Source organism: Microbulbifer sp. JSM ZJ756 (assembly GCF_044383805.1).
GTDB lineage: Bacteria > Pseudomonadota > Gammaproteobacteria > Pseudomonadales > Cellvibrionaceae > Microbulbifer > Microbulbifer zhoushanensis.
In genome coordinates this window covers 247,693-272,782 of record NZ_JBISER010000003.1, presented here as the reverse complement: position 1 = coordinate 272,782, position 25,090 = coordinate 247,693, and the positions used below count along the sequence as shown (strand labels likewise).

The following is a 25,090-nucleotide window of genomic DNA, read 5'->3' as shown; positions in this document are numbered from 1 at the left end:
ATCCGCCGTACACACAAAGTGACGGATGGTGAGTCATGGGTCAATTCGTCTGGTCGCTGTGGGGACTGGACCCGTCGCAAACGCACTGCGTCCTGTCGCAGCAACGCACGCGGGCAAGTCCTGTGATATGGAAAGGTGCTGCTTACAGTAGCGGAAAAATTCTACTGCCTGCTACTCGAGCAGGCCGGTGAATACGACGGCAGGGGAAAAGAGGCTGGCGAGGCGCGGGAGTTTATCCGCAAACAGCAGCGACTGACGGAGCCTGCAATCTGAACCAGGTGTTGGCTCCGATAGTGATGTCACCAGATTACCGTTACCACGCCCCGATTCCCCGAACGACGGGATTTCCCGGTTTGGGCACTACGGCTCCAGGTTTGCCGGCACCACGTCCTCAATCCAGGTTTTTACCCGTTCGACCTCGGCCCTGCCTGCCGCCACCGCCTCGGCGGCCCGGGAAAATTCCATGCTTCCAATGCCACCGACCTTGGGGATGATCATGATGTCCGGGGGGGAGCCTGCGAGCCGGGAGCGCTTGTGACGTCGCTCAAGAATCTCCATGGAGGTCGACATGGTTTCCAGCATTCCGGGAGCATACGGCGTGGTCCTGGTGAATCGGTCTCCTATCTGCGCCAGCTGTTGCCGGCCCTGCGTCAGTAGCTTCTCCAGGGACACCCCCGCGGAAACTTCCTTATTCACGCGCTGCAGGGGGGCAGGCGTCTCGGGTGCTTCACTGTTGTCGCCATCGCTGGCCAGGGTTTCCACTTCCCCCTGCCGATGTTCCCACATTGAGACCCCGTCCTCGGTAACATCGACCGCAATTACGCAGGTAGCGCCCATCGCGCGACAGACATCAATCGGCACAGGGTTTACGACCGCCCCATCTACAAGCCAACGCCCCGCAACCTGCTTCGGGGACAGCAACCCGGGAATGGAGCAGGAGGCACTCACCGCGTCGCTGAGGTTGCCTTCCTGCAGCCAGATTTCCTGGCCGCTGTTCAGGTCAGTTGCCACCGCGGTAAATGGGACAGGCAACTCCTCGATATTCTCGTAGGCAAAGCCTTCAAAAAAGGCCTGGAACGGTTTCTTGCCGCCAATCAGTCCGCCACTGAATGTCCAGTTGATATCCAGCAGGGAGAACACCCGCCAGTTATCCAGCATGTTCACCCATTCTTCGAGTTTATCCAGGCAGCCGGCAGCATAGGCTGAACCAACGAATGCCCCCATGGAAGAGCCCGCGATCACCTGGGGGCGAATGCCCATTTCATCCAGCGCACTCAGCACGCCGATGTGGGCAAAGCCTTTCGCAGCGCCACTGCCAAGGGCAATACCGATACAAGGCTTCGATGAGGATGCCATGGGAATCTCCTGGAACTTTTAGCTGATCCTATTCACACCTGATGGAACATTCGGTGATTTTCCCGCGATTCATACCCGGGCCGGTATGGATCGCGACACGGCGGGCAAGCGGGCATAAAAAAAGCAGCCGAAGCTGCTTTTTTAATCGCCTGCAAACAGGTTCCTACCGGGAGTAGGAGGGGCTGCTTACTTGCCGGCGGCCTTGCGGATGGCCTGCATGGTGCGCAGGCGCGCCTCGGCCTCGGCCAGCTGGGCGGAAATGCGGGCGTAGTCGACCTCGGAAGGAGCCTGGTGCAGGGCGTGGGCCGCTTCTTCGCGGGCCTTCTGCGCAGCTTCTTCGTCGATCTCGCGCTCGGCGACATCGGCCAGGATGGTGACCATGTTGGGCTGTACCTCGGCGTAACCGCCGCTCACATACAGCACTTCCTCTTCACCACCCTGCTTGATGATACGTACCGGGCCCGGCTTGAGCGCTGTCAGCAGCTGGGCATGGCCATAGGAGATACCCAGTTCACCCTCGACACCGGTGACGATAACCATCTCCACCAGTCCGGAGAACAGGGATTCCTCAGCGCTCACGATATCGCAATGTACAGTCATAGCCATAAGGCTACCTCATTCTCTGCAGTTTGCCTTGCGAATTCCCGCCACCGTGCCCGGACGGGCAGGGCGGCGGGGAGTTCCGCGCTTACTTGGCCTTGTTGGCTTTCTCGACCGCTTCGTCGATGGTGCCGACCATGTAGAAGGCCTGTTCCGGCAGGTTGTCGTACTCGCCGTCGAGGATGCCCTGGAAGCCACGGATGGTTTCCTTCAGGGACACGTATTTGCCCGGTGCACCGGTAAATACCTCGGCCACGTGGAACGGCTGGGACAGGAAGCGCTCGATCTTACGGGCACGGGCCACGATCTGCTTGTCTTCCTCGGACAGCTCGTCCATACCCAGGATGGCGATGATGTCCTTCAGCTCCTTGTAACGCTGCAGTACGGACTGCACGCCGCGGGCCACTTCATAGTGCTCCTGGCCGATTACCAGCGGGTCCAGCTGGCGGGAGGTGGAGTCCAGCGGATCCACGGCCGGGTAGATACCCTTGGCAGCGATGTCGCGGCTCAGTACCACGGTGGAGTCCAGGTGGGCGAAGGTGGTGGCCGGGGACGGGTCGGTAAGGTCGTCCGCCGGTACGTATACCGCCTGGATGGAGGTAATGGAACCGGTCTTGGTGGAGGTAATGCGCTCCTGCAGGACGCCCATCTCTTCCGCCAGGGTCGGCTGGTAACCTACCGCGGACGGCATACGGCCGAGCAGGGCGGATACTTCGGTACCGGCCAGGGTGTAACGGTAGATGTTGTCGACGAACAGCAGTACGTCGCGACCTTCGTCACGGAACTTCTCGGCCATGGTCAGGCCGGTCAGGGCCACACGCAGGCGGTTCCCGGGCGGCTCATTCATCTGGCCGTAAACCATCGCTACCTTGGACTCGGAGAAGTTCTCGACGTTTACAACGCCGGCTTCCTGCATCTCGTAGTAGAAGTCGTTACCTTCACGGGTACGCTCACCCACACCGGCGAATACGGACAGGCCGCTGTGCTCGGTGGCGATGTTGTTGATGAGCTCCATCATGTTTACGGTCTTGCCCACGCCGGCGCCGCCGAACAGGCCAACCTTACCGCCCTTGGCGAAGGGGCATACCAGGTCGATTACCTTGATGCCGGTTTCCAGCAGCTCGGTGGAGCTGGACTGCTCTTCGTAGGTGGGGGCAGCGCGGTGGATGGAAGCGCGCTCTACTTCAGCGCCCTCGCCACCGATGGGGCCACACTCATCGATCGGGTTGCCCAGCACGTCCATGATACGGCCCAGGGTGTCTGTGCCCACCGGCACGGAAACCGGCGCACCGGTGTTCTTCACTGCCAGGCCGCGGGAGATACCCTCGGATGAACCCATGGCAATGGCGCGTACCACGCCGTCACCCAGCTGCTGCTGCACTTCCATGGTGAGGTTCTTGTCCTCAACCAGCAGTGCGTCGTATACCTTCGGCACGGAGTCACGCGGGAATTCCACGTCGATTACCGCCCCGATAACTTGCACAATTTGCCCGTTACTCATTTCCGGATCCTCAAATCAAAATTCGTTCAGCCGCTTAAACCGCTGCGGCGCCGCCCACGATCTCGGACAGCTCCTGGGTAATCGCTGCCTGGCGCGCCTTGTTGTAAACAAGCTGCAGCGCATCGATCAGCTCGCCGGCGTTGTCGGTGGCGCTCTTCATGGCAATCATGCGCGCCGCCTGTTCGCAGGCCTTGTTCTCTACCACGGCCTGGTACACCTGAGACTCGATGTAGCGGGCCAGCAGCCCGTCCAGCAGGTCCACCGGCTCCGGCTCGTACAGGTAGTCCCAGTCGTGCTTGAGCTGGTCGTTGTCTTCTTTCGGCAGCGGCAGCAACTGCTCCACACGCGGCTTCTGCGACATGGTGTTGACGAACTCGTTGGACACGAGGAACAGGCGGTCGATTTCGCCCTCCGCAAAACGGTCCATCATGACCTTCACCGAACCGATCAGCTTGTTCGCCTGCGGGTTGTCACCCACATCGCGCAGGGCCGCCACCACCTTGCCACCAATGGTGTTGAAGAAGCTGGCCGCCTTGTTGCCCACAGCGCAGATCTCGACATCGACGCCGCGCTCGGACCAGGCCTGCATATCGCGAATAGCCGCCTTGAACATATTGATGTTCAGGCCACCACAGAGACCGCGGTCAGTGGATACCAGGATAAAACCGACCCGCTTGGCTTCGCGCTCCTGCAGGTAGATATGCTGGTATTCGGCCGATGCGTTGGCGACGTGGCCGATCACTGCGCGTATGCGCTGGGCGTAGGGACGCCCCAGTGCCATGCGATCCTGAGCCTTGCGCATCTTACTCGCCGCGACCATTTCCATCGCGGAGGTAATTTTCTGCGTGCTCTTGATGCTGGCAATTTTTGTGCGTACTTCTTTTCCGCCTGCCATAGTGATTTACCTTGTTCGCTGGATTTCTCAGAACCGCAGGAGCTCGCCCGAAACCGGACAGGCCCCTGCAGGCCTCCAGGGTGCTTACCAGCTACCGGTAGCGACAAACTTCTCGATGCCGGCCTTGAAGGCGGCGTCGATCTCGTCGTCGTACTTGCCGGTGCTGTTCACTTTCTCCATCAGCTCTGCATGTTCGCTGTTCATGTAAGCGAGCAGGGCGGATTCGAAGTCCAGCACTTTGTTGACTTCAACGTCGTTCAGGTAACCCTTGTCGGCAGCGTAAACAGACACAGCCATTTCCGCGATGGACAGCGGGCTGTACTGCTTCTGCTTCATCAGCTCGGTAACACGCTCACCGTGGTCCAGCTGCGCCTTGGTGGCCTCGTCCAGGTCGGAAGCGAACTGGGAGAAGGCCGCCAGTTCACGGTACTGGGCCAGCGCGGTACGGATACCACCGGAGAGTTTCTTGATCACCTTGGTCTGCGCGGAACCACCAACGCGGGATACGGAGATACCCGGGTTGATGGCAGGGCGGATACCGGCGTTGAACAGATCGGTCTCGAGGAAGATCTGGCCGTCGGTAATGGAGATCACGTTGGTCGGTACGAACGCGGAAACGTCACCGGCCTGAGTCTCGATGATCGGCAGGGCGGTCAGGGAGCCGGTCTTGCCTTTCACTTCGCCGTTGGTGAACTTCTCCACGTAGTCGGCGTTTACACGCGCGGCGCGCTCCAGCAGGCGGGAGTGCAGGTAGAAAACGTCACCGGGGTAAGCTTCACGGCCCGGGGGACGCTTCAGCAGCAGGGAGATCTGGCGGTAGGCCCAGGCCTGCTTGGTGAGGTCATCATAAATGATCAGGGCGTCTTCACCGCGGTCGCGGAAGTACTCGCCCATGGTGCAGCCCACGTAGGGAGCCAGGAACTGCATGGAGGCCGGGTCGGCCGCGCCGGCAGCGACCACGATGGTGTGGTCCATGGCGCCATGCTCTTCCAGCTTGCGCACCACGTTGGCAATAGAGGACTGCTTCTGGCCCACGGCAACGTAGATACACTTAATGCCGGTGCCTTTCTGGTTGATGATCGTATCGATCGCAACGGCAGACTTACCGATCTGGCGGTCACCAATGATCAGCTCCCGCTGGCCGCGGCCGATCGGGATCATGGTGTCGATCGCCTTCAGGCCGGTCTGGACCGGCTGGTCTACGGACTGGCGGTCGATAACGCCGGGCGCTACCTTCTCCACGGCGTCGGTCAGGCTGGTATTCAGCGGACCCTTGCCGTCGATCGGGTTACCCAGGGCGTCAACCACGCGACCCAGGAGCTCCGGACCCACCGGGGTTTCCAGGATGCGGCCGGTGCAACGACACTTCTGGCCTTCGGCCAGGGATTTGTAGTCGCCCAGGATTACGGCACCGACGGAGTCGCGCTCCAGGTTCAGCGCCATACCGAAGATGCCGCCATCGAACTCGATCATCTCACCGAACATTACGTCGGCAAGGCCGTGGATACGGACAATACCGTCGGACACGGAAACGATGGTGCCCTCGGTGCGGGCCTGTGTGTCCACATCGAGACTCTCGATGCGGCTCTTGATAATTTCACTGATCTCAGAGGGATTCAGTTGCTGCATGCTCTGTTCCTCAAGTTCCCAAGATGCCAGAGATGACATCCGGGAAAGTTGTTTAGGAGTTCATCGCCTCGGCGAGTTTGGCCAACCGGCCGCGCACTGTGCCATCGATGACCGTATCGCCGGCGCGAATGATCGCGCCGCCCAGGAGACTCTCGTCGACGGAGCCGTGCAGGTGCACCTCGCGCTCGAACTTCTTGCTGAGTGCCTGGGTCAGTTGCTGCGCCTGCGCTTCGCTGAGCGGGCGCGCTGAGACGACTTCCACCTCCAGGGAGGCTTCGGCCTGTGCCTTGAGCTCTTCAAACAGCTCGTAGATTTCCGGCAACAGCGGCAGGCGGTGGTTCTCCGCCAGCAGCCGGATAAAGTTCTTGCCGGATTCACTGAGGTCATCTGAACAGATGGACAGGAATTTGTCTGCGCGTTCATCGCTGGTGAGCTGCGGGTTCTCCAGCATCTCACCAACTTTCTCGCTTTGGCTGACCGCGGCCGCCGTTGCCAGCGCAGTACTCCAGCCGCCGAGATCGGAGGCTTCCTGCGCGTAGGCAAACGCCGCTTTGGCGTAGGGCCGGGCCAGTGTGCTGAGTTCCGCCATGGGGTTCCTCGCTTACAGCTCGGCTGCCAGTTTGTCGATCAGATCATCGTGCGCCTTGGCATCGATATTAACCGAGAGGATCTTCTCAGCGCCGGCCACGGACAGGGCGGCAACGCGGCTGCGCAGCTGCTCCTTGGCACGGTTCACTTCCTGCTCGATCTCGGCCTTGGCCGCGGCTTTCAGGCGATCACCTTCCTCGACTGCGGCCTGCTTGGCCTCGTCGAGAATCTGGTTGGCGCGCTTGTTGGCACCATCGATGATATCCGCAGCCTGCGCTTTGGCTTCCTTCAGCTGATCAGCGGCCTTGCGCTGGGCCAGCTCCAGATCCTTACCAGCACGCTCGGCCTCTTCGAGACCAGTGGCGATCTTCTGCTCACGTTCCTGCATGACACCCAGCAGGGCGGGCCATACATACTTCCAGCAGAACCATACGAAGACCAGGAATGTAATCGACTGGCCTATTAGAGTCAGGTTGATATTCACACCGACACCTCTTGCTCTTTGCTCTTTATAAAAAGAACGGGGGGGTTAAGGGCAATTGGAACGATGGAATTAACCAGCCAGACCAGGAGCGACAGCGAAGATCAGGTACATGGCGATACCAACACCGATCATCGGTACGGCGTCGAGCAGACCTGCCATCAGGAACATTTTGCCCTGCAGAGCCGGAGCCTGTTCCGGCTGACGCGCAGAACCTTCCAGCAGCTTGCCGCCCAGGGTGCCGAAACCGATAGCAGTACCCAGTGCGCCCAGACCAATCAGCAGTGCGCTCGCGATGTAAACCAGACCAAGTGCTTCCATTGTATTCTCCATCAAAGTTGAGAGTTTAAGAGTTGTGGAAATAAGTTCTCTGGGGCCGCGCCCCAATCCAATCAGTGATCAGTTGTGTGCTCATCCTCACGGTCATGGGCCATGGACATGTAAACCGTGGTCAGGACCATGAACACGAAGGCCTGCAGGGTGATCACCAGGATGTGGAAGATCGCCCAGCCCAGCTGCAGGAACGCTGCACCGATAAAGCCCAGTACGCCGACGCCGAAGACGATGGCAATCAGGATAAAGATCATCTCGCCGGCGTACAGGTTACCGAAGAGACGCAGGCCGAGAGAGACCGGCTTCGCAATCAGGGAAACCAGTTCCAGCAGCAGGTTGAACGGAATCAGGAAAATGTCCACGTACCACTTGCCGGAGTGGAACGGGTGCAGGGTCAGCTCCTTGATAAAGCCAAGGGCACCTTTTTCGCGGATGCTGAAGAAGATCATCAGGGCAAATACTGCCAGAGCCATACCCAGGGTGACGTTCAGGTCGGTGGTGGGTACGACCTTGAAGAACAGGTGATCATTGCCCGCGGCCGTCGCCGCAGCCATGGGCAGCCAGTCCACCGGAACCAGGTCCATCAGGTTCATCAGGAAGACCCAGACGAAAATCGTCAGCGCCATCGGCGCCACCATGCTGTTGCGGTGCTGGAAGGTATCTTTCACCAGCTTGTCGACGAAATCGACGGTCAGCTCGACGAAGCTCTGGAAACCACTCGGCACACCGGCGGTAGCCTTCTTGGCGGCGCGGGCAAACAGGAAGCAGAACAGCAGGCCCAGGCCGATGGCCCAGCCGAGGCTGTCCAGGTGAATTGCCCAGAAGCCCATGTCCGCAGCTTCCCGGGAGGAGTGGGCCATGGTCCAGGTGCTCTCACTCAGAACAGTGCCGTCAGCGCGGGTGTAACCCGCCGGCAGCTTGCCGTAGGCCATGTTCTGCAGGTGGTGTTGGATATAATCCGTCGCGGTTTGAGCTTCGCCTGCCATAGTTCCTCAGCACTCGATCAATAGAATTAGTCTTCTGCGCCGGTCAGCGGACCATGCGCGCCACCATCAGCCACTGCAGGACAACGCAGCAGCCGTAGCTGATAAACAGCGCGGCCGCATCGAGCGGCCTTACCACGGCAAACACTGCCGCGAACCCCGTCAGGGTCAGGATGAACTTGCCCGTCTCCGCGCGGTAGAAAGATGCCACCACCCGGTCGGCGGACCGCGCGCCGCGATGGCGGAAAGCGCGGAAGCCAAAATAGGCATTGGGCAGCGCACACAGCGCACCACCGATAAAAACCGACAGCGCCGTCACCGGCCGGCCGTAAAAATGCAATACCGCTCCCGCCAGCGATACCAGCACCAGCTGTACCGCGGCGACCAACAACACCGGGGGTCTGTACATAGGCGGGACTTGGCCGACCAGGTTAGCGCTTTCCGCCCAAAATTTGGGCGAGCGAATTATAGGAGTAACCGCATTCCCGGTTCAACTGCAAAATCTGGCCAAGTTATTTAATTTTCAGTGTTTTTTCGTTGCAAATTGCCAGAGCGGTGAGTATTCACTAACCAGGCTCTCCGAAAGTACCGTGCGCCATTTTGGGGCGCACGATTCTACCGGGTTATTCCTCGCGGTACCCCAGGTGGGCAAGGATACCGTCCAGCTCATCGAGGCTGTTGTACTTCAGCACCAGCTTGCCGACACCGCGGTCGTTGTGATCGATATTGACCGGCACCCCGACTTTCTCCGACAACCTCTCACTGAGGCGGCGGATATTCGGGTCCTGCTTCGGCTTGGCCGGCGCCGGGTTCTGCGCCTGCTGCACAATACGGCGCACCAGCGCCTCGGTCTGGCGGACCGTCAGGCCCTTGTCCACCACCTGGCGCGCAGCGGCGCGCTGGGCTTCGCCGGCCAGGCCCAGCAGGGCCTTGGCATGCCCCAGCTCCAGGTCGCCGCGCTCGAGGAAGGTACGCACATCCTCGGTGAGGCTCAGCAGTCGCAACAGGTTGGTCACCGCGGTACGGGACTTGCCCACCGCCTCGGCCACCTGCTGCTGGGTCAGCTCGAATTCGTCCTGCAGGCGCTTCAGCGCCAGCGCTTCCTCCACCGGGTTGAGGTCTTCCCGCTGGATATTCTCGATCAGCGCCATGGCGATGGCGGCTTCATCCGGCACGTCGCGCACCAGCGCCGGTACCCGGTCCAGCTCGGCCAGCTGGGCAGCACGCCAGCGCCGCTCACCGGCGATGATCTCGAAGGACTGCTCGCCCACGGGCCGCACAACGATGGGTTGCATGATGCCCTGGGCGCGGATGGAATCCGCCAGTTCCTGCATGGACTCCTGCGGGAAATCGCGGCGCGGCTGGTAGCGCCCCCGCTGCAGAAATTCGATCGGCAGCTCGCGCAGCTCGCCGTCGACGGCGTCCTTACTGTCGCTGCCGGTCGCCATGGCGATGGCCTGGCTGGCCTCACCACTGATCAAATGGGACAGGTTCTTGCCCAGCCCCTTGCGCCTGGTGGCCATATGTTTCTTACCTCTGGATTAAACGGCTTCCGCCACCGGGCGGCTCGGGTTCTGGTGGGACGCGTGGCGGCGGGTCATCTCGCCAGCCAGCGCCAGGTAGGCAATGGCGCCCTTGGAATGCTTGTCGTAGTCCAGCGCCGGCTTGCCGTAGCTGGGGGCTTCGGCCAGGCGTACATTGCGCGGGATACAGGTGCGGTAGAGGCGCTCACCGAAGTATTCGGAAAGCTGCTCGGAAACATCGCTGGTGAGGCTGTTGCGCGGGTCGTACATGGTGCGCAGGATGCCCTCGATCTTCAGCTCCGGGTTGGCGGCACGCTGGATCTGGGTAATGGTATCGATCAGTGCCGACAGGCCCTCGAGTGCATAGTACTCGCACTGCATCGGGATCAGCACGCCGTTGGCCGCACAGAGGGCGTTGACCGTGAGCATGTTCAGCGACGGCGGGCAGTCCACCACGATGTAGTCGTAATCTTCCGCGATCGGGCGCAGCGCCCGGCGCAGGCGCGACTCGCGCCCGTCCATATCCAGCAATTCAACTTCCGCTGCCGACAGGTCACCGTTGGCGGGCAGCAGGGCGAACCCGCTCTCGGTGGACACTACCGCGTCACGCGCTGCCGCTTCCCCGGCCAGCACATCGTAGGAGGAGAGAGCCAGCTGGCTCTTGTCCACACCGCTGCCCATGGTGGCATTGCCCTGGGGATCCAGGTCGATCAGCAGGACCCGGCGGCGGCTGGCGACGAGGGAGGCGGCCAGGTTGACGCAGGTGGTGGTCTTGCCCACACCGCCTTTCTGGTTGGCTACGGCGAATATCTTGCTCAAGGTTCTTGTCCTTTGTTCTCCCGGGGACGCCCTCCCTGAAGTCGCCCGGGTCGCACGGCAGCAGCCGGCGTCAGCAGTCGCGGCCCGTTGTCCGGGCGCGCGCAGGTCTCGGAAATCTGTTATTAAAACTGGTTCTTTTCAGCGCGGGATAGTCGCCAGGCCGCCGCTTTCAAGCGCGGCGGAGGACGATGAGGTGGCGATCCGCATCGCAACCCGGTACCGACAGGGGGTGCACCTGCTCGACCTTAATCCCTTTTGCAAGTGTGCTCAACTCATCTTCCGGCCACTTGCCCTTCATAGCGTAAAACCTGCCGTCATCGGTTAGCAAGTGCTCACACCAGGCCGCCATGTCGGACACGGAGGCAAACGCCCGCGAAACCACTCCGGCAAAGCGCTGGGCGGGGCGATAGGCCTCGACCCGCTCATTGACTACCGTGACATTGGGCAATGGCAACTGGGTGGCGACCTGGAACAGGAAGCGGGTTTTCTTGCCGTTGCTGTCGAGCAGGGTGATCGGCCGGTCGGGGAACATGATCGCCAGCGGGATGCCGGGCAGCCCACCGCCACTACCCACATCGATCAATGGCTCATCCGCCCCGCCACAGAGCTTCACCACGCTCAGGCTGTCGATGACATGGCGCTCGAGCATCTGGGCCGGGTCCCGCACGGCGGACAGGTTGTATGCCGAATTCCAGCGCGCGAACAGCTCCAGGTACTGCAACAGCTTGTCCTGCTGTGCCGATGTGAGCTCGAGCCCCATGGACGCTGCGGCCTCGGTCAGGCGCGGGCGGTACTCTTCCATCTGCAGAGAAATGGTCGGATCTCCCCTGTTAACCCCGAGGGGCACAATCTCATGCGCGGGCGTCGCCCGTCGCGGCACACTGCCGGTCAACCGGCCTTTTTGCGGGTCAGCAGCCCGCGCTTTTTCAACTGGATCAGCAGCAGTGACACCGCCGCCGGCGTTACGCCGGGAATGCGCGACGCACGTGCCAGGGTGTCCGGCCGGGTCTCCTCGAGCTTCTGCTTCACCTCACTGGAGAGGCCGGACACCGAACCGTAATCAAAATCCGCCGGCAGCGGCGTGTCCTCGTAGGCCTGCAGGCGCTCGATCTCCTCCCGCTGGCGGTCGATATAGCCGGCGTACTTGGCTGAGATTTCCACCTGCTCGGCGACACGCTCGTCCCCGACTGGCTCGCCCTTGAGGTGAGCCACCTCGCCATAACCGAGCTCCGGGCGACGCAGCAGCTCGATCAGGCTGTATTCACGGGCCAGCGGCTGCGGCAGGCGCGATTCGACGGCGGCAGCCTGGGGGGTCTTCGGGTGAATCCAGGTCTCGCGCAGCCGCTGGGTTTCCCGCTCGATGGCCTCGCGCTTGTCGCTGAAGGCCTGCCAGCGCACATCGTCCACCAGTCCCAGCTCCCGGCCGGTTTCGGTCAGGCGCAGGTCGGCGTTGTCCTCGCGCAGCATCAGCCGGTACTCGGCGCGGCTGGTGAACATGCGGTAGGGCTCCTTGGTGCCGCTGGTGATCAGGTCATCCACCAGTACGCCCAGGTAGGCCTCGTCCCGGCGCGGGCACCAGGCGTCGCGGTCGCCCGCACGCAGGGCGGCATTGGCCCCGGCCAGAAGCCCCTGGGCGGCGGCTTCCTCGTAGCCGGTGGTGCCGTTGATCTGCCCGGCAAAGAACAGGCCCTGGATAAACTTGGTCTCCAGGGACGGTTTCAGGTCGCGTGGATCGAAGAAATCGTACTCGATGGCATAGCCGGGGCGGGTGATATGGGCCCGCTCGAAGCCGCGGATGGACTGCACCAGCTCCAGCTGTACATCGAATGGCAGGCTGGTGGAGATGCCATTGGGGTAGAGCTCGTTGGTGGTCAGCCCCTCGGGTTCGACAAAGATCTGGTGGCTGTCCTTGTCCGCAAAGCGGTGCACCTTGTCCTCGATCGACGGACAGTAGCGCGGCCCGACGCCCTCAATCACCCCGGAGAACATCGGTGAGCGGTCGAGACCGCCGCGGATGACATCGTGGGTACGGGTGTTGGTGTGGGTAATCCAGCAGCAGGCCTGGCGGGGATGTTGCGCGCGACTGCCCAGGTAGGACATCACTGGCGTGGGGGTATCTCCCCACTGCTCCTCCATCACCGAGAAATCCACCGAGCGTGCATCGATGCGCGGCGGGGTCCCGGTCTTGAGGCGCTCGACCCGGAAAGGGAGCTCGCGCAAACGTTCAGCCAGGGCGATGGAGGGCGGGTCACCGGCACGGCCGCCGGAGAGCGAGTCCATACCGATATGGATGCGGCCGCCCAGGAAGGTGCCGGCGGTGATGACCACATTCTGCGCCCGGAACCGCAGTCCGGCATTGGTTACCACGCCAGCGACCCGGTCCCCCTCGACGATCAGGTCATCGGCGGCCTGCTGGAATATCTCCAGGTGCGGCTGGGATTCCAGCACTTCACGGATTGCACTCCGGTACAGGACGCGGTCGGCCTGGGCGCGTGTGGCGCGCACTGCGGGTCCCTTGCGGGCATTGAGCACGCGGAACTGGATGCCTGCGTGGTCAGTGGCGTGCGCCATGGCGCCTCCCAGGGCGTCCACTTCCTTGACCAGGTGGCTCTTGCCGATACCGCCGATTGCCGGGTTACAGGACATCTGGCCCAGGGTCTCGATGTTGTGGGTCAGCAGCAGGGTGGAGGCACCCATGCGTGCGGCCGCGAGGGCTGCCTCGGTACCGGCATGTCCACCGCCGATCACAATCACGTCGAAGCGTTTGGGAAATTCCATAACCTCTGCCAGGGGGAGTTAAAAAGGGCGCACATTTTATAGCCAGTACCCGTTGACAGCAAATGCCGATTTCAAGGGAAGCGGCGTCTGCTGAAAGCATTGTAGGGTCGCCACGCCAAAGGTAATCCCCAAGTGGACGACAGGCTCTCCTGATCGGCAGGCAGAGATATTGAATTATTAAACTTATACATATGTATGTAGAAAGATTGTTTTGTATTTGTTGTAACTATTGGGGACGCCTTTTTCCGGTATAAACAAGAAAAATACATATAAATCAATGGGTTGGGAGAAGTGCAACCATGCCAACAACCCCTTGGCCGGGGCAGGGGCAAGCGCGGTACATGGTTGTGGACAGACGGGATAACTTTGGTGTCTATCGCCGGACGCTGAACTTATGCCCGGGTTCCTCCGCAGGTTGCGGCGGTTTTATCCTCCTTTTTATGCACAGGCTTGTGGTGGCGGGAGCTTCCTGTTGATAACTGGCGGCATAAGCTGTCCCGCTCCTGTGTGTGGTCCGCGTCTTCTGGATAACCCTGTGGTCAGATGTGCGCAACTGTTGTGGTCAAGGCGTTGACTTCCGCTGCATAGTCCCGGCGGCCGGGCGACAGGCATTTGTACGGGTAGTTATACAGGCACAGGTGCGGCCAATGCGCCCGGGGCGGTATTGCCCGTTTTTGCGGTGCGGCGACAACCGGGAGGAGCGGGTCAAGAGCGACGGGGGGAGGAAAGGGGCAGGGCGGGTAGCCCTGCGCGGGGGTTATTTGCCGATACAGAAGCTGCCAAAGATCTTGCCCAGCAGCTCATCGGCGGTCATGGTGCCGGTGATTTCCCCCAGTGCCTGCTGGGCCTGCCGCAGGTCCTCGGCCAGCAGCTCGCCGGCACCGCTGTCATGCAGCTGGCTGGCGCCCTGCTCGATAAAGGCCCGCGCCCGGGCGAGGGCATCCAGGTGGCGCCGCCGGGCGCTGAAGTTCCCCTCGGCAGCGCCGCTGAAGCCCATGCATTGCTTGAGGTGCTGTTTCAGGGCGTCGAGCCCGGCCCCCGTCCTGGCGCTGATGGCGATCACCGGCACACCGTCGGTGTGCGCCTGGAGGCCGGCACCATACTCGGTCAGGTCGATCTTGTTCAGTACCAGGGTGAGCCTGTCCGGGTCCGGCAGGCGGGCGGTGAACTCCGGCCACACCTGTTCCGGGTCGAGTGAGTGTGCCTGGTCCGCGTCGACCACCAGCAATACACGATCCGCCTGGTGGATTTCATCCCAGGCCCGCTGGATACCGATCTGCTCCACCTGGTCCGGTGAATCGCGCAGGCCGGCAGTGTCGGCGAACTGCAGGGGCATGCCATCGATGTCCACGTACTCGCGCAGGATGTCCCGCGTGGTGCCGGCGATATCGGTGACGATCGCCGCCTCGTGACCTGCCAGTGCGTTCAGCAGGCTGGACTTGCCTGCGTTGGGGCGGCCGGCAATCGCCACCTGCATGCCCTCGCGCATGATGCTGCCCTGGCGTGCCTGGGTCTCGACCGCCGCCAGTTGCGTCAGGAGCTGTTCCAGGTCGGCTGCCACCTTGCCGTCGGCAAGAAAATCGATTTCCTCTTCCGGAAAATCGATCGAAGCTTCGACATATATACGCAGATGGGTCAGTGAGTCGCTTAATTCTTCGATTTTTTCGGAAAATGCGCCCTGCAGGGAGCGCATGGCATTCCGGGCGGCCTGGGCGCTGCCGGCCTCAATCAGGTCCGCGATGGCCTCAGCCTGCGCCAGGTCGATCTTGTCGTTGAGGAACGCGCGCTCGGAAAACTCCCCGGGGCGGGCCTGGCGGGCGCCCTCGTGGATACAGGCCTGCAACAGCTGGTCGAGAATCACAGGTCCGCCGTGCCCCTGCAGCTCCACCACGTCCTCGCCGGTGAAGGAGTTGGGGCCGGGAAAGAATAGGGCGATGCCCTGGTCGAGTAATTCTCCCCGGTGGCTGAAGTCCCGGTAGTGGGCACGGCGCGGCTGCAGGGGGGATTCCCCGGCGATGGCAGCGGCGATTTGTGCGGCGCGGGGACCGGACAGGCGAATCACGCCGATACCGCCGCGCCCAGGTGCTGTGGCGACGGCGGCGATGGTGTCCCGCTGCCGGTTGGGATTTTGCTCTGACATGGGAAAAGTTTATCCGACTGGGAGATTTCTGCGCTATGACGAAACAGGGCCGCATAAAGCGGCCCTGTTTCGTTGGACGGTAAGCAGTGACCGGCGGTTACTTGCCCTCGGTCTCGATCTGCTTGTTGAGGTACCAGGTCTGGGCGATGGTGATCAGGTTGTTGGCAATCCAGTAGATCACCAGCCCGGCCGGGAACCAAAGGAAGAAGAAGGTCATCATCACCGGCATCAGCTGCATGATCCGCGCCTGGGTGGGGTCCGTGGGCTGCGGCTGGAGTTTCTGCATCAGCCACATGCTGGCGCCCATGATCACCGGCAGGATGAAGTAGGGATCCTTCACTGACAGGTCGTGGATCCACAGGATCCATGGCGCATGGCGCAGTTCCACGGTTTCCATCAGCATCCAGTAGAGTCCGATAAACACCGGCATCTGCAGCAGGATGGGGAAACAGCCCCCCATGGGATTGATCTTCTCCCGCCGGTAGAGCTTCATGGTCTCCTCGGCGAGTTTCTGGCGGTTGTCCTTGTATTGCTCCTGCAGTTTCTTCATTTGCGGGGCAAACTTGCGCATGCGCGCCATGGACTTGATCCCCGCCGCGCTGAGCGGGTAGAGCAGGGCCTTGATAAATACCGTCAGCAGGATAATCGCCCAGCCCCAGTTGTCGACGATATGCTCGTGGATAAAGTTCAGCACCCGGAACAGCGGCTTGGCGATCCACCACAGCCAGCCGTAGTCGACGGTCAGGTCCAGGTAGGGCGAGATCTCTTCCAGGCGGTAGACGTCCTTGGGACCAGCATAGAAGGAAGCGCGCAATTCACCCCCGGTGCCCGGTTCCACCTGCACCGGCGGCGATACGAAGCGCATTACGTAAAGGCCACCCTTGAGCTGGCGCATCTCGAAGGTGTTGCGCACGTCCTGTTCCGGGATCCAGGCACCCAGGAAGTAGTGCTGCACCATGGCGATCCAGCCGCCCTCGATGGTGGCGGTGGTGGGCTTCTCGGCCATCTCCTCGAAGTCCTGCTTGAAATAGTTTTCCTCCGGGGTGCGCATGGCACCGCCGAGGAAGGGCGACATGCCGATGCCGGCGTCGCTCGGCGGTACGTGGGCATCGCGCTTGAGCTGGCCGTAGAGGGCGGCGGACCAGGGCGCGGAGCCGCTGTTCTGCACCTGGTAGGTCACGTCCACCAGGTAGTCGCCGCGGCGGAAAGTAAAGCGCTTGGTGATTTCCGCATCGCCCTGTTTCAGTGTCAGGTCGACGGTAAGGGTGTCCTGCCCCTCGGCCAGGGCGAAGGAGGTATCTCCGGCGCGGAACAGGGGACGGCCCTTGGCGCTGTCGGTACCGTTCGGGCCGATCAACCCGCTCTGGGAAATATAAGTGCTATCCCGTGTCTGCTTGAGCAGCAGCAGGGGCTCATCCGGGGTTTCCCGCTCCTGGGCGTGCTGGCGCAGGGCCACCTTGACGATATCTCCGCCGCGGGGATTGATCAGCAGCTCGAACACGTCAGTGGTCACGCTGATCAGCTTGCCATCGGCGGCGGGAGCCGGCGCTTCAGTGCCCGGTTGTTGTAGCTGGGGAACATCTCCGGTATCGGTATCCGTCTGGGTGGGGACGGTGCCGGCCTGCCCGGTGTTGACGATCTCGCGGTCGATTTCCGGGGCGCGCCGCTCCTGGAATGCGTTCCACTGGAAAATAAGGGCCAGTAAAACTGCGGCGATTCCGCCCAGCAGCGCGTAACGTTGCCAATCCATCTTATATCCTGGGGTGTCTTCTAGAGGTTTGCTAATGGTCTTGTTCGTCGGAAGCGGGTGGAACCGGATCCAGGCCGCCGGGGTGCCAAGGGTGGCATTTTATAAGGCGACGTCCGGTTAAATAACCCCCCTTTAGGAATCCGTGTGCTTTTAATGCCTCCTCCGCATAATGGGAGCAGGTGGGATAGAAGCGGCACTGGTTGCCCACCCAGGGACTGAGCAGGTAGCGATAGACGTGAATCAGCCTGATCGCCAGCCAGGTCATCGTTTCTTCTCTTCGGATTCCTGTACCCGGCGGGCCAGCTTGCGCCACTGTTTGTCGAACAGTTTTGCCAGTGCGGGCCGGTCGAGGTCGCCGATTCCCGGGCGCGCGATTACCACGACGTCCACGGCCGGCAGGCGGTGCTGGCGCAGGCGGAAGCTCTCGCGGGCAATTCGCTTGATTCGATTGCGGTCAGTGGCGTTGCGGACGTGTTTTTTGGCCACCACGAGGCCCAGGCGCGGGTGCCCGAGATCATTGGGGACAGCGAGGATCAGGAGGTTGGGGTGCGCGGCGCGTACCTGGGTGCCGGAAAATACGGCGCGGTACTGTGCCGCGTTAAGCAGGCGCAGCGGCTTGGCAAATCCGAAGTCGCTGCGTTCCTGTTGCATATATAAGGAAGGACGTCCCGCGGGGCGGGGCGAACTTATGCAGACAGGACCTTGCGACCCTTGGCGCGGCGACGGGCCAGTACCTTGCGACCGTTTTTGGTGGCCATACGGGCACGGAAGCCGTGGTTGCGCTTGCGCTTCAAGTTGCTGGGCTGGAATGTACGTTTCATGGTCTTGCTACCTGAGACTTTGTATTCGGATATTCATGGGGCGAACCCCGGCCGCTGGCTCTGCTACCGGCCCCTTGTGGGCGGAACTGTGCGCTGCGAAGGCGGCGGATTGTATAGAAAGGCAGCAGTGAAAGCAACGCAGGGGAGGGTGAATTCATTGGAAATTGCCCTTCGCCCGTTTAATTCTAGACCCACCGCGGGGGTGACCGATCGGACGCTCCTGGCGGGGCCATGTGCCCACCGGTTGATACCAAGATATTCACAGGTTGATGTGGATAAAATTCCATCTCCTTTTGTTTGGGGTGGTTATATATTGTTCAAACCCTTGAAAGTAGGGCATTTTTTTGCCGATGTTTTTTAATAAAAAGCTTTCCTGTTGTGGATAACCAGCGCCGCGGGGGGGTATAATCTCTGCTCTTTTGCGCGGCCCCACAGGCTCTTTCCCGGGCTACCGGCTCTGCCGCGACATTCATATACAGTTTTTCTGGGGTTTTTGGGGGGTTCCTTGTCTGAGTCCGTTTGGAAGCAGTGCGCGGCCTGTTTGCAGGATGAATTGCCGTCACAGCAGTTCAACACCTGGATCCGGCCGCTGCGGGTAACTTCCGCCCATGCCGCTGAGCTCCGCCTGCAGGCCCCTAACCGGTTCGTCCTTGATTGGGTCAACGGGAAATTCCTCAACCGTATCCGGGAACTGGTGGCCCATTACAGTGGTGGGCAGGCCCCGGAGATTGTCCTGGAGTCCGCCGCCCGTGGGACTGCGCCGCGCTTTACGCGCGGTCGCCGGGGAGCCGCGGCAGCATCAACGGATCGGCCCGAGGCCCGTGCGCCAGCAACCCTGGCCGAGGAGGCTGGGGCTCCCCAGGCGGTAGCGGCTGAAGAGGCCACTGCAGACCAGGTGAGTAGCGGTGAGTTGGCGCTTACTGACCCGCGCCCACCCGTTGCCTCAGCGCCGCCATCACCTCCGCCGACGCCGGTAGGGGGCAACCCCACTGGGCGGGTGTCCAGCGATGGCGGGCGCAACGTCGAGGTGGAGGGCGCCATCAAGCACGGTAGCTCCCTCAACAGGAACTTTACCTTTACCTCCTTTGTAGAGGGTAAGTCCAACCAGCTTGGCCTGGCTGCGGCACAACAGATCGCCGATAACCCTGGTGGGGCCTATAACCCTCTGTTTATTTACGGTGGTGTGGGCCTGGGCAAGACCCACCTGATGCACGCAGTGGGCAACGCGCTTCTGGACCGCAATCCGAATGCCAAGGTGGTCTACCTGCATTCCGAGCGGTTTGTGGCGGATATGGTGAAGGCCCTGCAGCTGAACGCGATCAGCGATTTCAAGCGCTACTATCGCTCGGTGGACGCGCTGTTGATTGACGATATCCAGTTCTTTGCCGGCAAGGAGCGCTCCCAGGAAGAGTTCTTCCACACCTTCAATGCCCTGCTGGAAGGTGGGCAGCAAATCATCCTGACCTGCGATCGTTACCCGAAAGAGATCGATGGGCTGGAGGAGCGCCTCAAGTCCCGTTTTGGCTGGGGCCTGACTGTGGCGGTGGAGCCGCCAGAGCTGGAGACGCGGGTCGCGATCCTGATGAAGAAGGCGGACCAGGTGGGCGTGGACCTGCCCCACGACTCGGCTTTCTTCATCGCCCAGCGGATCCGCAGCAATGTGCGCGAGCTTGAGGGCGCGCTGCGGCGCGTTGTCGCCAACGCGCAGTTTACCGGCAGGCCGATCGATGACGTGCTCGTGCGCGAGGCACTGAAGGACCTGCTGGCACTGCAGGACCGGCTGGTGAGTATCGACAATATCCAGCGGGTGGTCGCGGAATACTACAAGATCAAGGTGGCAGACCTGCTCTCCAAGCGCCGCAGCCGCTCGGTGGCACGGCCCAGGCAGGTGGCGATGTCCCTGGCCAAGGAGCTGACCAACCACAGCCTGCCCGAGATAGGTGACGCATTTGGTGGCAGGGATCACACGACGGTGCTGCACGCCTGCCGTAAAATCCGTGAGTTACAGGAATCCGACGCAGATATTCGCGAGGATGTGAAACTGCTGACTCGCTCCCTGACGACCTGACCCAATAAACGACAACACAAGGCGATAAGACCCATGAAATTCAATGTGAGCCGGGACGCCCTGCTGAAACCGCTGCAACTGGTTGCCGGCGTGGTAGAAAAGCGCCAGACATTGCCGGTACTGGCAAATGTGCTGATGCAGTTGCGCGGGCAGGAGTTGTCCCTCACCGGTACGGACCTGGAGGTGGAGATTGTTGGCCGCCTGCCGGTAGATGCCGTTGAACTGGAGGGTGAGGTGACGGTTCCGGCGCGCAAACTGCTGGATATCTGTCGCTCCCTGCCGGATGGCGCCGAACTGAAGTTCGAGCGCGATGGCGAGCGCCTGATCCTGCGCAGTGGCCGCAGCCGCTTCCAGCTGTCCACGCTGCCGGCTACGGATTTCCCCAACCAGGAGGAAACCAGTGCGCAGACCCGCTTCTCAATTTCCCAGCGCGAAATCCGCCGCCTGATCGAGGCCACCGGTTTTGCCATGGCGCAGCAGGACGTCCGCTATTACCTCAATGGCCTGTTGCTCGAGTGTCGCCCGCAGCAGCTGCGTGCGGTGGCCACCGATGGGCACCGCCTGGCCCTGTGTGACCGCGATGCGCCGGGCCTCAATGTGGAAGGCCCGCTGCAGGCAATCCTGCCGCGCAAGGGTGTGCTGGAGCTGGGTAGGCTGCTGGAAGATACCGACGCGACTGCCGAGGTAGTGCTGGGTAACAACCATATCCGGGTGATCAGCGGCCAGTTCACTTTTACCTCCAAGCTGGTGGATGGCAAGTTCCCGGACTACGAGCGGGTGTTGCCGCGCGCAACCGGCAACGAGATTTACGCCGACCGCCAGGCACTGCGCCAGGCATTCTCCCGTGCGGCAATCCTCTCCAACGAGAAGTACCGCGGTGTACGCCTGCAGATTTCTGAGGGGATCCTGCAGATCGTAGCGAACAACCCGGAGCAGGAGGAGGCCGAAGAGCAGGTGGTGGTGGACTACGTCGGCGAGCCGCTGGAGATTGGTTTCAATGTCAGCTACCTGCTGGATGTGACCGCCGCCATCCATAGCGACCAGATTCGCATCGGCCTCGCGGATGCCAACAGCAGTGCGCTGCTGCAGCAGCCGGAAGAGGGCGATGCACTCTACGTTATTATGCCGATGCGGCTGTAAGCGACTTTAGTGACTGACAGCCGTATCCCACTCCCACTCTTCTGCGCCGGGGTCTTCCGGAGCCCGGCGTACCCCCTTCCGTCCCCTTTGCCAGCGCCTGTTGATTCCGTGTCGCTGGGCCCGGAGTCGCTGCGGTGACCCTGCGCCGCCTTGCCCTGACTAATTTCCGCAATATCCCCCATGCAGACCTTGTGCTTGGGCCGGGGGTTAACCTGTTCTGTGGCATGAACGGCTCGGGCAAGACCTCCCTGCTGGAGGCAGTGCATATGCTGGCCAGTGGGCGGTCTTTCCGCACGCGGCAGCACCAGTCCGTGATCCGTGAGGGGGCTGACCAGTTGACCGTGTTCGGGCAGCTGGAGCGGGGTGACTCGCTCGGGATCGAGCGGTTGCGTGCCGGGGGAGGGCGTATCCGTGTAAACCAGGAGAATGCAGGGTCGAGCTCGCAGCTCGCCGCATTGTTGCCCCTGCAGGTGATCAATAGTGAGAGTTTTTCGGCACTGGATGGTGGCCCGGGGGTGCGCAGGCGCCTGCTGGACTGGACGGTGTTCCACGTGGAACATTCCTTTATCGAGGTCTGGAAAAGCTACCAAATCGCGCTGAGACAGCGAAATGCACTGCTCCGTCGTGGTAAAATCGGGAGTGATGATATCGGCATCTGGGAGCAGAGGCTGGCGGTTACCGGCGATACGGTAGACCGCCTCCGGCGCGAAGCGTTTGTTGCCCTGGAGGCCGCATTCTTCCAGTTCCTGGATGATATTCCTGATTCCCCCGTGCGGCGGGTGGAGTTCTCCTATCGCCGGGGCTGGCGAAAGGATGCCGATCTACTCGAGGCGCTGGCGGCGTCCAGGGAGGCGGACCTTGCGCAGGGGTATACCCGGATTGGTCCGCAGCGAGCAGACCTGCGGTTCAGCGTAGCCGGCGAGCCGGCACACCAGATCCTATCCCGGGGCCAGCAGAAGATGCTGGTGTGCGCGCTCAGGGCCGCCATGGCAGAGGTGGTCATGCGGCGCGGAGAGCGCCCGGTCTTTCTTGTGGATGACCTGCCTTCGGAGCTGGACCCGGAAAATCAGTTGCAGTTCGCCCGCTGGGTGAGCAGGGTGGCCGGCCTGGTGCTGGTAACCGGTATTGATCCAGAGATTACGAGCCGGCCCTGGCGGAAGCTGGGCCAGCCATGGAATACCCCGACCATGTTCCACGTGGAACATGGAACAATCAGAGCTGTCCCGCTGACAGCCGATAATAGTTGAATGGAGTAATTCAATGTCAGAGCAGAACAGCTATGACTCCAGTAGTATCAAGGTGCTGAAAGGCCTGGATGCGGTGCGCAAGCGTCCGGGGATGTATATCGGCGATACGGATGATGGTACCGGTCTCCACCATATGGTTTTTGAGGTGGTGGACAACTCCATCGACGAGGCTCTGGCGGGACACTGTGATGAGATCCGGGTTGTCATTCACCCGGATGAGTCTGTATCCATTTCCGATAACGGCCGTGGTATCCCCACTGAAATGCACGAGGAGGAGGGGGTTTCTGCCGCCGAGGTCATTATGACCGTGCTGCATGCCGGCGGTAAGTTCGATGACAACACCTACAAGGTGTCCGGTGGCCTGCATGGAGTGGGTGTATCGGTGGTAAATGCGCTTTCAGCAGAGCTGAAGCTCACCATTCGCCGCGGTGGCAAGATCCACGAGCAGGTCTACCATCATGGCGTGCCCCAGGGGCCGCTGGCCGTTGTCGGTGAGACGGATACCTCCGGTACCGCAGTGCATTTCAAGCCGTCTGACGAGACCTTCAGCAATATCCAGTTCCACTTCGACCAGCTGGCCAAGCGCCTGCGGGAACTGTCTTTCCTCAACTCCGGCGTGCGCATCGTGCTGAAGGATGAGCGTTCCGGCAAGGAAGAGGTATACGAATACGAGGGCGGCCTGCGGGCTTTCGTGGAGTTCCTGAACCACGCCAAGACCCCGATCAACAAGGTCCTGCATTTCCAGAGCCAGCGGGAAGACGGCATCGGTGTGGAAGTGGCCCTGCAGTGGAACGACAGCTTCCAGGAAAACCTCTTCTGTTACACCAATAATATTCCCCAGCGGGACGGCGGCACCCACCTGGCGGGTTTCCGTGCCGCGCTGACCCGCGGGCTGAACAATTACATTGAAAAAGAAGGACTGGGCAAGAAGGACAAGGTCCACACCACCGGCGATGATGCCCGTGAGGGCCTGACCGCCATCATCTCGGTCAAGGTGCCGGACCCCAAGTTCTCGTCCCAGACCAAGGACAAGCTGGTGTCCTCTGAGGTGAAGCCGGCTGTCGAGCAGGAAATGGCCCAGTATTTCAGTGAATACCTGCTGGAGAACCCACAGGAGGCCAAGTCTGTTGTCACCAAGATGATCGACGCGGCCAAGGCCCGAGAGGCCGCCCGCAAGGCGCGGGAGATGACTCGCCGCAAGGGCGCGCTGGATATCGCCGGCCTGCCCGGCAAGCTGGCGGATTGCCAGCAGAAGGATCCGGCGCTGTCAGAGATCTACCTGGTGGAGGGTGATTCTGCCGGCGGCTCCGCCAAGCAGGGTAGGGACCGTCGCACCCAGGCGATCCTGCCGCTCAAGGGCAAGATCCTCAATGTGGAGAAGGCACGCTTCGACAAGATGCTTTCCAGTGCCGAGGTCGGCACCCTGATTACCGCCCTGGGTTGCGGTATCGGCAAGAGCGAGTTTGACCCGGACAAGCTGCGTTACCACTCCATCATCATCATGACGGATGCTGACGTGGATGGCGCGCACATCCGAACCCTGCTTCTGACCTTCTTCTTCCGCCAGATGCCGGAGCTGATCGAGCGGGGCCATATCTTTATCGCCCAGCCACCGCTGTACAAGATCGCCAAGGGCAAGCAGGAGCAGTACCTGAAGGATGAGGGTGCCCTGACCCAGTTCCTCACCAATGCCGCCCTGGACAGCGCCACCCTGTATGTAAATCCCGAGGCTCCGGGCCTATCCGGCGAGTCCCTGGAAAACCTGGTGGGCGAGTACCGAGCAGTGCTGAATACGATCGACCGGCTTTCCCGGGTTTACCCGGAAGAAGTGCTGCGCAGTATGATCTACCAGCCCAGCCTGACACCCGAGGACCTGCAGTCCCGGGAAAAGATGGAAGCCTGGTGCGAGAAGCTGCAGGAGCAGCTGCTGGAGGAAGCCAATGGCGGCGGCCGTCGCCACGAACTGACGGTCCAGGAGAACACCGAGCGGGGTCTCTTCCTGCCGCATGTACACATTGTTGCCCATGGTGTCAGCAGCGATTACCTGATCAACCACGAGTTCTTCGAATCGGCGGAATACCGCTCGATACGTACTCTCGGGGAAAAGATGGTGGGCCTGATGGAAGAGGGCGCCTTTGTACAGCGCGGTGACAAGCAGCAGCCGGTCAGCAGCTTCCCGGAAGCCCTGGAGTGGCTGATGAATGAGAGCCGCCGCGGCTATAGCATCCAGCGTTACAAGGGCCTGGGCGAGATGAACCCGGACCAGTTGTGGGACACCACCATGAACCCGGAAACCCGTCGTATGCTGCAGGTAACCGTGGAGGATGCCATTGCCGCGGACCAGATCTTCACCACCCTGATGGGCGACCAGGTGGAGCCGCGCCGGGACTTTATCGAGAGCAATGCGCTGGCGGTAGAGAACCTGGACGTCTGATGTG

General features: G+C 61.5%; 24 protein-coding genes. 5 read left to right on the top strand and 19 right to left on the bottom strand.

Going from position 1 to position 25,090, the window contains the following annotated elements; all coding sequences use genetic code 11:
• Positions 1 to 135: 135 nt before the first annotated feature.
• Positions 136 to 273, top strand: coding sequence for a hypothetical protein (locus ACH6CX_RS07440; protein ID WP_237062280.1), 138 nt, complete (start codon positions 136 to 138; stop codon positions 271 to 273).
• Between the two features lie 87 nt (positions 274 to 360).
• On the opposite strand, the gene rssA is transcribed toward ACH6CX_RS07440, so the two are convergent.
• The 19 genes from rssA to rpmH all read right to left on the bottom strand — a co-directional run bounded on the left by rssA (position 361) and on the right by rpmH (position 18,197).
• Positions 361 to 1,356: a patatin-like phospholipase RssA gene (gene rssA / locus ACH6CX_RS07435; protein ID WP_237062282.1), complete on the bottom strand. Its 996-nt coding sequence runs from the start codon at positions 1,354 to 1,356 to the stop codon at positions 361 to 363.
• A gap of 186 nt (positions 1,357 to 1,542) precedes the next feature.
• Positions 1,543 to 1,962, bottom strand: coding sequence for a F0F1 ATP synthase subunit epsilon (locus tag ACH6CX_RS07430; RefSeq protein ID WP_232940318.1), 420 nt, complete (start codon positions 1,960 to 1,962; stop codon positions 1,543 to 1,545).
• A gap of 82 nt (positions 1,963 to 2,044) precedes the next feature.
• Complete coding sequence (gene atpD, locus ACH6CX_RS07425) at positions 2,045 to 3,457, bottom strand: F0F1 ATP synthase subunit beta (RefSeq protein WP_232940320.1); 1,413 nt, start codon at positions 3,455 to 3,457, stop codon at positions 2,045 to 2,047.
• Positions 3,458 to 3,491: 34 nt separating this feature from the next.
• A complete protein-coding gene (gene atpG, locus ACH6CX_RS07420; protein WP_232940322.1) occupies positions 3,492 to 4,352 on the bottom strand; it encodes a F0F1 ATP synthase subunit gamma in 861 nt (286 codons plus the stop codon).
• Positions 4,353 to 4,436: 84 nt separating this feature from the next.
• The gene (atpA, locus tag ACH6CX_RS07415) at positions 4,437 to 5,981 is read right to left on the bottom strand and encodes a F0F1 ATP synthase subunit alpha (protein WP_232940324.1); all 1,545 of its coding nucleotides are present in this window, start codon (positions 5,979 to 5,981) and stop codon (positions 4,437 to 4,439) included.
• Positions 5,982 to 6,033: 52 nt separating this feature from the next.
• A complete protein-coding gene (locus ACH6CX_RS07410; RefSeq protein WP_232940326.1) occupies positions 6,034 to 6,570 on the bottom strand; it encodes a F0F1 ATP synthase subunit delta in 537 nt (178 codons plus the stop codon).
• A 12-nt stretch (positions 6,571 to 6,582) separates the two neighbouring features.
• Positions 6,583 to 7,053, bottom strand: a complete 471-nt coding sequence (locus ACH6CX_RS07405; RefSeq protein WP_232940328.1) for a F0F1 ATP synthase subunit B — start codon at positions 7,051 to 7,053, stop codon at positions 6,583 to 6,585.
• 69 nt (positions 7,054 to 7,122) lie between these two features.
• On the bottom strand, positions 7,123 to 7,371 hold the full coding sequence (gene atpE, locus ACH6CX_RS07400; RefSeq protein ID WP_067084854.1) for a F0F1 ATP synthase subunit C: 249 nt from the start codon (positions 7,369 to 7,371) through the stop codon (positions 7,123 to 7,125).
• Between the two features lie 71 nt (positions 7,372 to 7,442).
• Positions 7,443 to 8,369, bottom strand: a complete 927-nt coding sequence (atpB, locus tag ACH6CX_RS07395) for a F0F1 ATP synthase subunit A (RefSeq protein ID WP_232940330.1) — start codon at positions 8,367 to 8,369, stop codon at positions 7,443 to 7,445.
• A 43-nt stretch (positions 8,370 to 8,412) separates the two neighbouring features.
• Positions 8,413 to 8,775 (bottom strand): ATP synthase subunit I, encoded by a 363-nt coding sequence (locus ACH6CX_RS07390; protein ID WP_232940332.1) that lies wholly within the window; start codon positions 8,773 to 8,775, stop codon positions 8,413 to 8,415.
• Between the two features lie 214 nt (positions 8,776 to 8,989).
• Entirely contained in the window at positions 8,990 to 9,889 is a 900-nt protein-coding gene (locus tag ACH6CX_RS07385) for a ParB/RepB/Spo0J family partition protein (protein ID WP_232940334.1), read from the bottom strand.
• Between the two features lie 18 nt (positions 9,890 to 9,907).
• A complete protein-coding gene (locus tag ACH6CX_RS07380) occupies positions 9,908 to 10,708 on the bottom strand; it encodes a ParA family protein (RefSeq protein WP_232940336.1) in 801 nt (266 codons plus the stop codon).
• Positions 10,709 to 10,877: 169 nt separating this feature from the next.
• The gene (rsmG, locus tag ACH6CX_RS07375; RefSeq protein WP_232940338.1) at positions 10,878 to 11,510 is read right to left on the bottom strand and encodes a 16S rRNA (guanine(527)-N(7))-methyltransferase RsmG; all 633 of its coding nucleotides are present in this window, start codon (positions 11,508 to 11,510) and stop codon (positions 10,878 to 10,880) included.
• Positions 11,511 to 11,596: 86 nt separating this feature from the next.
• Complete coding sequence (gene mnmG, locus ACH6CX_RS07370) at positions 11,597 to 13,486, bottom strand: tRNA uridine-5-carboxymethylaminomethyl(34) synthesis enzyme MnmG (RefSeq protein WP_334078366.1); 1,890 nt, start codon at positions 13,484 to 13,486, stop codon at positions 11,597 to 11,599.
• 757 nt (positions 13,487 to 14,243) lie between these two features.
• Positions 14,244 to 15,626, bottom strand: coding sequence for a tRNA uridine-5-carboxymethylaminomethyl(34) synthesis GTPase MnmE (gene mnmE, locus ACH6CX_RS07365; protein WP_237062291.1), 1,383 nt, complete (start codon positions 15,624 to 15,626; stop codon positions 14,244 to 14,246).
• Positions 15,627 to 15,723: 97 nt separating this feature from the next.
• Complete coding sequence (gene yidC / locus ACH6CX_RS07360; protein WP_237062300.1) at positions 15,724 to 17,376, bottom strand: membrane protein insertase YidC; 1,653 nt, start codon at positions 17,374 to 17,376, stop codon at positions 15,724 to 15,726.
• A gap of 31 nt (positions 17,377 to 17,407) precedes the next feature.
• Entirely contained in the window at positions 17,408 to 17,641 is a 234-nt protein-coding gene (yidD, locus tag ACH6CX_RS07355; protein ID WP_232940343.1) for a membrane protein insertion efficiency factor YidD, read from the bottom strand.
• The gene (rnpA, locus tag ACH6CX_RS07350; RefSeq protein ID WP_232940344.1) at positions 17,638 to 18,027 is read right to left on the bottom strand and encodes a ribonuclease P protein component; all 390 of its coding nucleotides are present in this window, start codon (positions 18,025 to 18,027) and stop codon (positions 17,638 to 17,640) included. The genes yidD and rnpA overlap by 4 nt, the downstream gene beginning before the upstream one ends.
• Before the next feature lie 35 nt (positions 18,028 to 18,062).
• The gene (gene rpmH / locus ACH6CX_RS07345; RefSeq protein WP_091514029.1) at positions 18,063 to 18,197 is read right to left on the bottom strand and encodes a 50S ribosomal protein L34; all 135 of its coding nucleotides are present in this window, start codon (positions 18,195 to 18,197) and stop codon (positions 18,063 to 18,065) included.
• A 505-nt stretch (positions 18,198 to 18,702) separates the two neighbouring features.
• Here rpmH and dnaA point away from each other — a divergent pair.
• From dnaA to gyrB, 4 genes are all read left to right on the top strand, one after another.
• Entirely contained in the window at positions 18,703 to 20,265 is a 1,563-nt protein-coding gene (gene dnaA, locus ACH6CX_RS07340) for a chromosomal replication initiator protein DnaA (protein ID WP_237062311.1), read from the top strand.
• A gap of 33 nt (positions 20,266 to 20,298) precedes the next feature.
• Positions 20,299 to 21,405 (top strand): DNA polymerase III subunit beta, encoded by a 1,107-nt coding sequence (dnaN, locus tag ACH6CX_RS07335; RefSeq protein ID WP_237062314.1) that lies wholly within the window; start codon positions 20,299 to 20,301, stop codon positions 21,403 to 21,405.
• A gap of 134 nt (positions 21,406 to 21,539) precedes the next feature.
• On the top strand, positions 21,540 to 22,652 hold the full coding sequence (gene recF / locus ACH6CX_RS07330) for a DNA replication/repair protein RecF (RefSeq protein WP_237062315.1): 1,113 nt from the start codon (positions 21,540 to 21,542) through the stop codon (positions 22,650 to 22,652).
• Positions 22,653 to 22,665: 13 nt separating this feature from the next.
• Entirely contained in the window at positions 22,666 to 25,086 is a 2,421-nt protein-coding gene (gene gyrB / locus ACH6CX_RS07325; RefSeq protein ID WP_232940348.1) for a DNA topoisomerase (ATP-hydrolyzing) subunit B, read from the top strand.
• Positions 25,087 to 25,090: the final 4 nt, after the last annotated feature.

Excerpts from the sequence above, each read along its gene's own strand:
- rssA (WP_237062282.1), bottom strand. The coding sequence starts at position 1,356 with ATGGCATCCTCATCGAAGCCTTGTATCGGTATTGCCCTTGGCAGTGGC.
- ACH6CX_RS07430 (WP_232940318.1), bottom strand. The coding sequence starts at position 1,962 with ATGGCTATGACTGTACATTGCGATATCGTGAGCGCTGAGGAATCCCTG.
- atpD (WP_232940320.1), bottom strand. The coding sequence starts at position 3,457 with ATGAGTAACGGGCAAATTGTGCAAGTTATCGGGGCGGTAATCGACGTG.
- atpG (WP_232940322.1), bottom strand. The coding sequence starts at position 4,352 with ATGGCAGGCGGAAAAGAAGTACGCACAAAAATTGCCAGCATCAAGAGC.
- atpA (WP_232940324.1), bottom strand. The coding sequence starts at position 5,981 with ATGCAGCAACTGAATCCCTCTGAGATCAGTGAAATTATCAAGAGCCGC.
- ACH6CX_RS07410 (WP_232940326.1), bottom strand. The coding sequence starts at position 6,570 with ATGGCGGAACTCAGCACACTGGCCCGGCCCTACGCCAAAGCGGCGTTT.
- atpE (WP_067084854.1), bottom strand. The coding sequence starts at position 7,371 with ATGGAAGCACTTGGTCTGGTTTACATCGCGAGCGCACTGCTGATTGGT.
- atpB (WP_232940330.1), bottom strand. The coding sequence starts at position 8,369 with ATGGCAGGCGAAGCTCAAACCGCGACGGATTATATCCAACACCACCTG.
- ACH6CX_RS07390 (WP_232940332.1), bottom strand. The coding sequence starts at position 8,775 with ATGTACAGACCCCCGGTGTTGTTGGTCGCCGCGGTACAGCTGGTGCTG.
- ACH6CX_RS07385 (WP_232940334.1), bottom strand. The coding sequence starts at position 9,889 with ATGGCCACCAGGCGCAAGGGGCTGGGCAAGAACCTGTCCCATTTGATC.
- rsmG (WP_232940338.1), bottom strand. The coding sequence starts at position 11,510 with ATGGAAGAGTACCGCCCGCGCCTGACCGAGGCCGCAGCGTCCATGGGG.
- mnmG (WP_334078366.1), bottom strand. The coding sequence starts at position 13,486 with ATGGAATTTCCCAAACGCTTCGACGTGATTGTGATCGGCGGTGGACAT.
- mnmE (WP_237062291.1), bottom strand. The coding sequence starts at position 15,626 with ATGTCAGAGCAAAATCCCAACCGGCAGCGGGACACCATCGCCGCCGTC.
- yidC (WP_237062300.1), bottom strand. The coding sequence starts at position 17,376 with ATGGATTGGCAACGTTACGCGCTGCTGGGCGGAATCGCCGCAGTTTTA.
- yidD (WP_232940343.1), bottom strand. The coding sequence starts at position 17,641 with ATGACCTGGCTGGCGATCAGGCTGATTCACGTCTATCGCTACCTGCTC.
- rnpA (WP_232940344.1), bottom strand. The coding sequence starts at position 18,027 with ATGCAACAGGAACGCAGCGACTTCGGATTTGCCAAGCCGCTGCGCCTG.
- rpmH (WP_091514029.1), bottom strand. The coding sequence starts at position 18,197 with ATGAAACGTACATTCCAGCCCAGCAACTTGAAGCGCAAGCGCAACCAC.
- dnaN (WP_237062314.1), top strand. The coding sequence starts at position 20,299 with ATGAAATTCAATGTGAGCCGGGACGCCCTGCTGAAACCGCTGCAACTG.
- gyrB (WP_232940348.1), top strand. The coding sequence starts at position 22,666 with ATGTCAGAGCAGAACAGCTATGACTCCAGTAGTATCAAGGTGCTGAAA.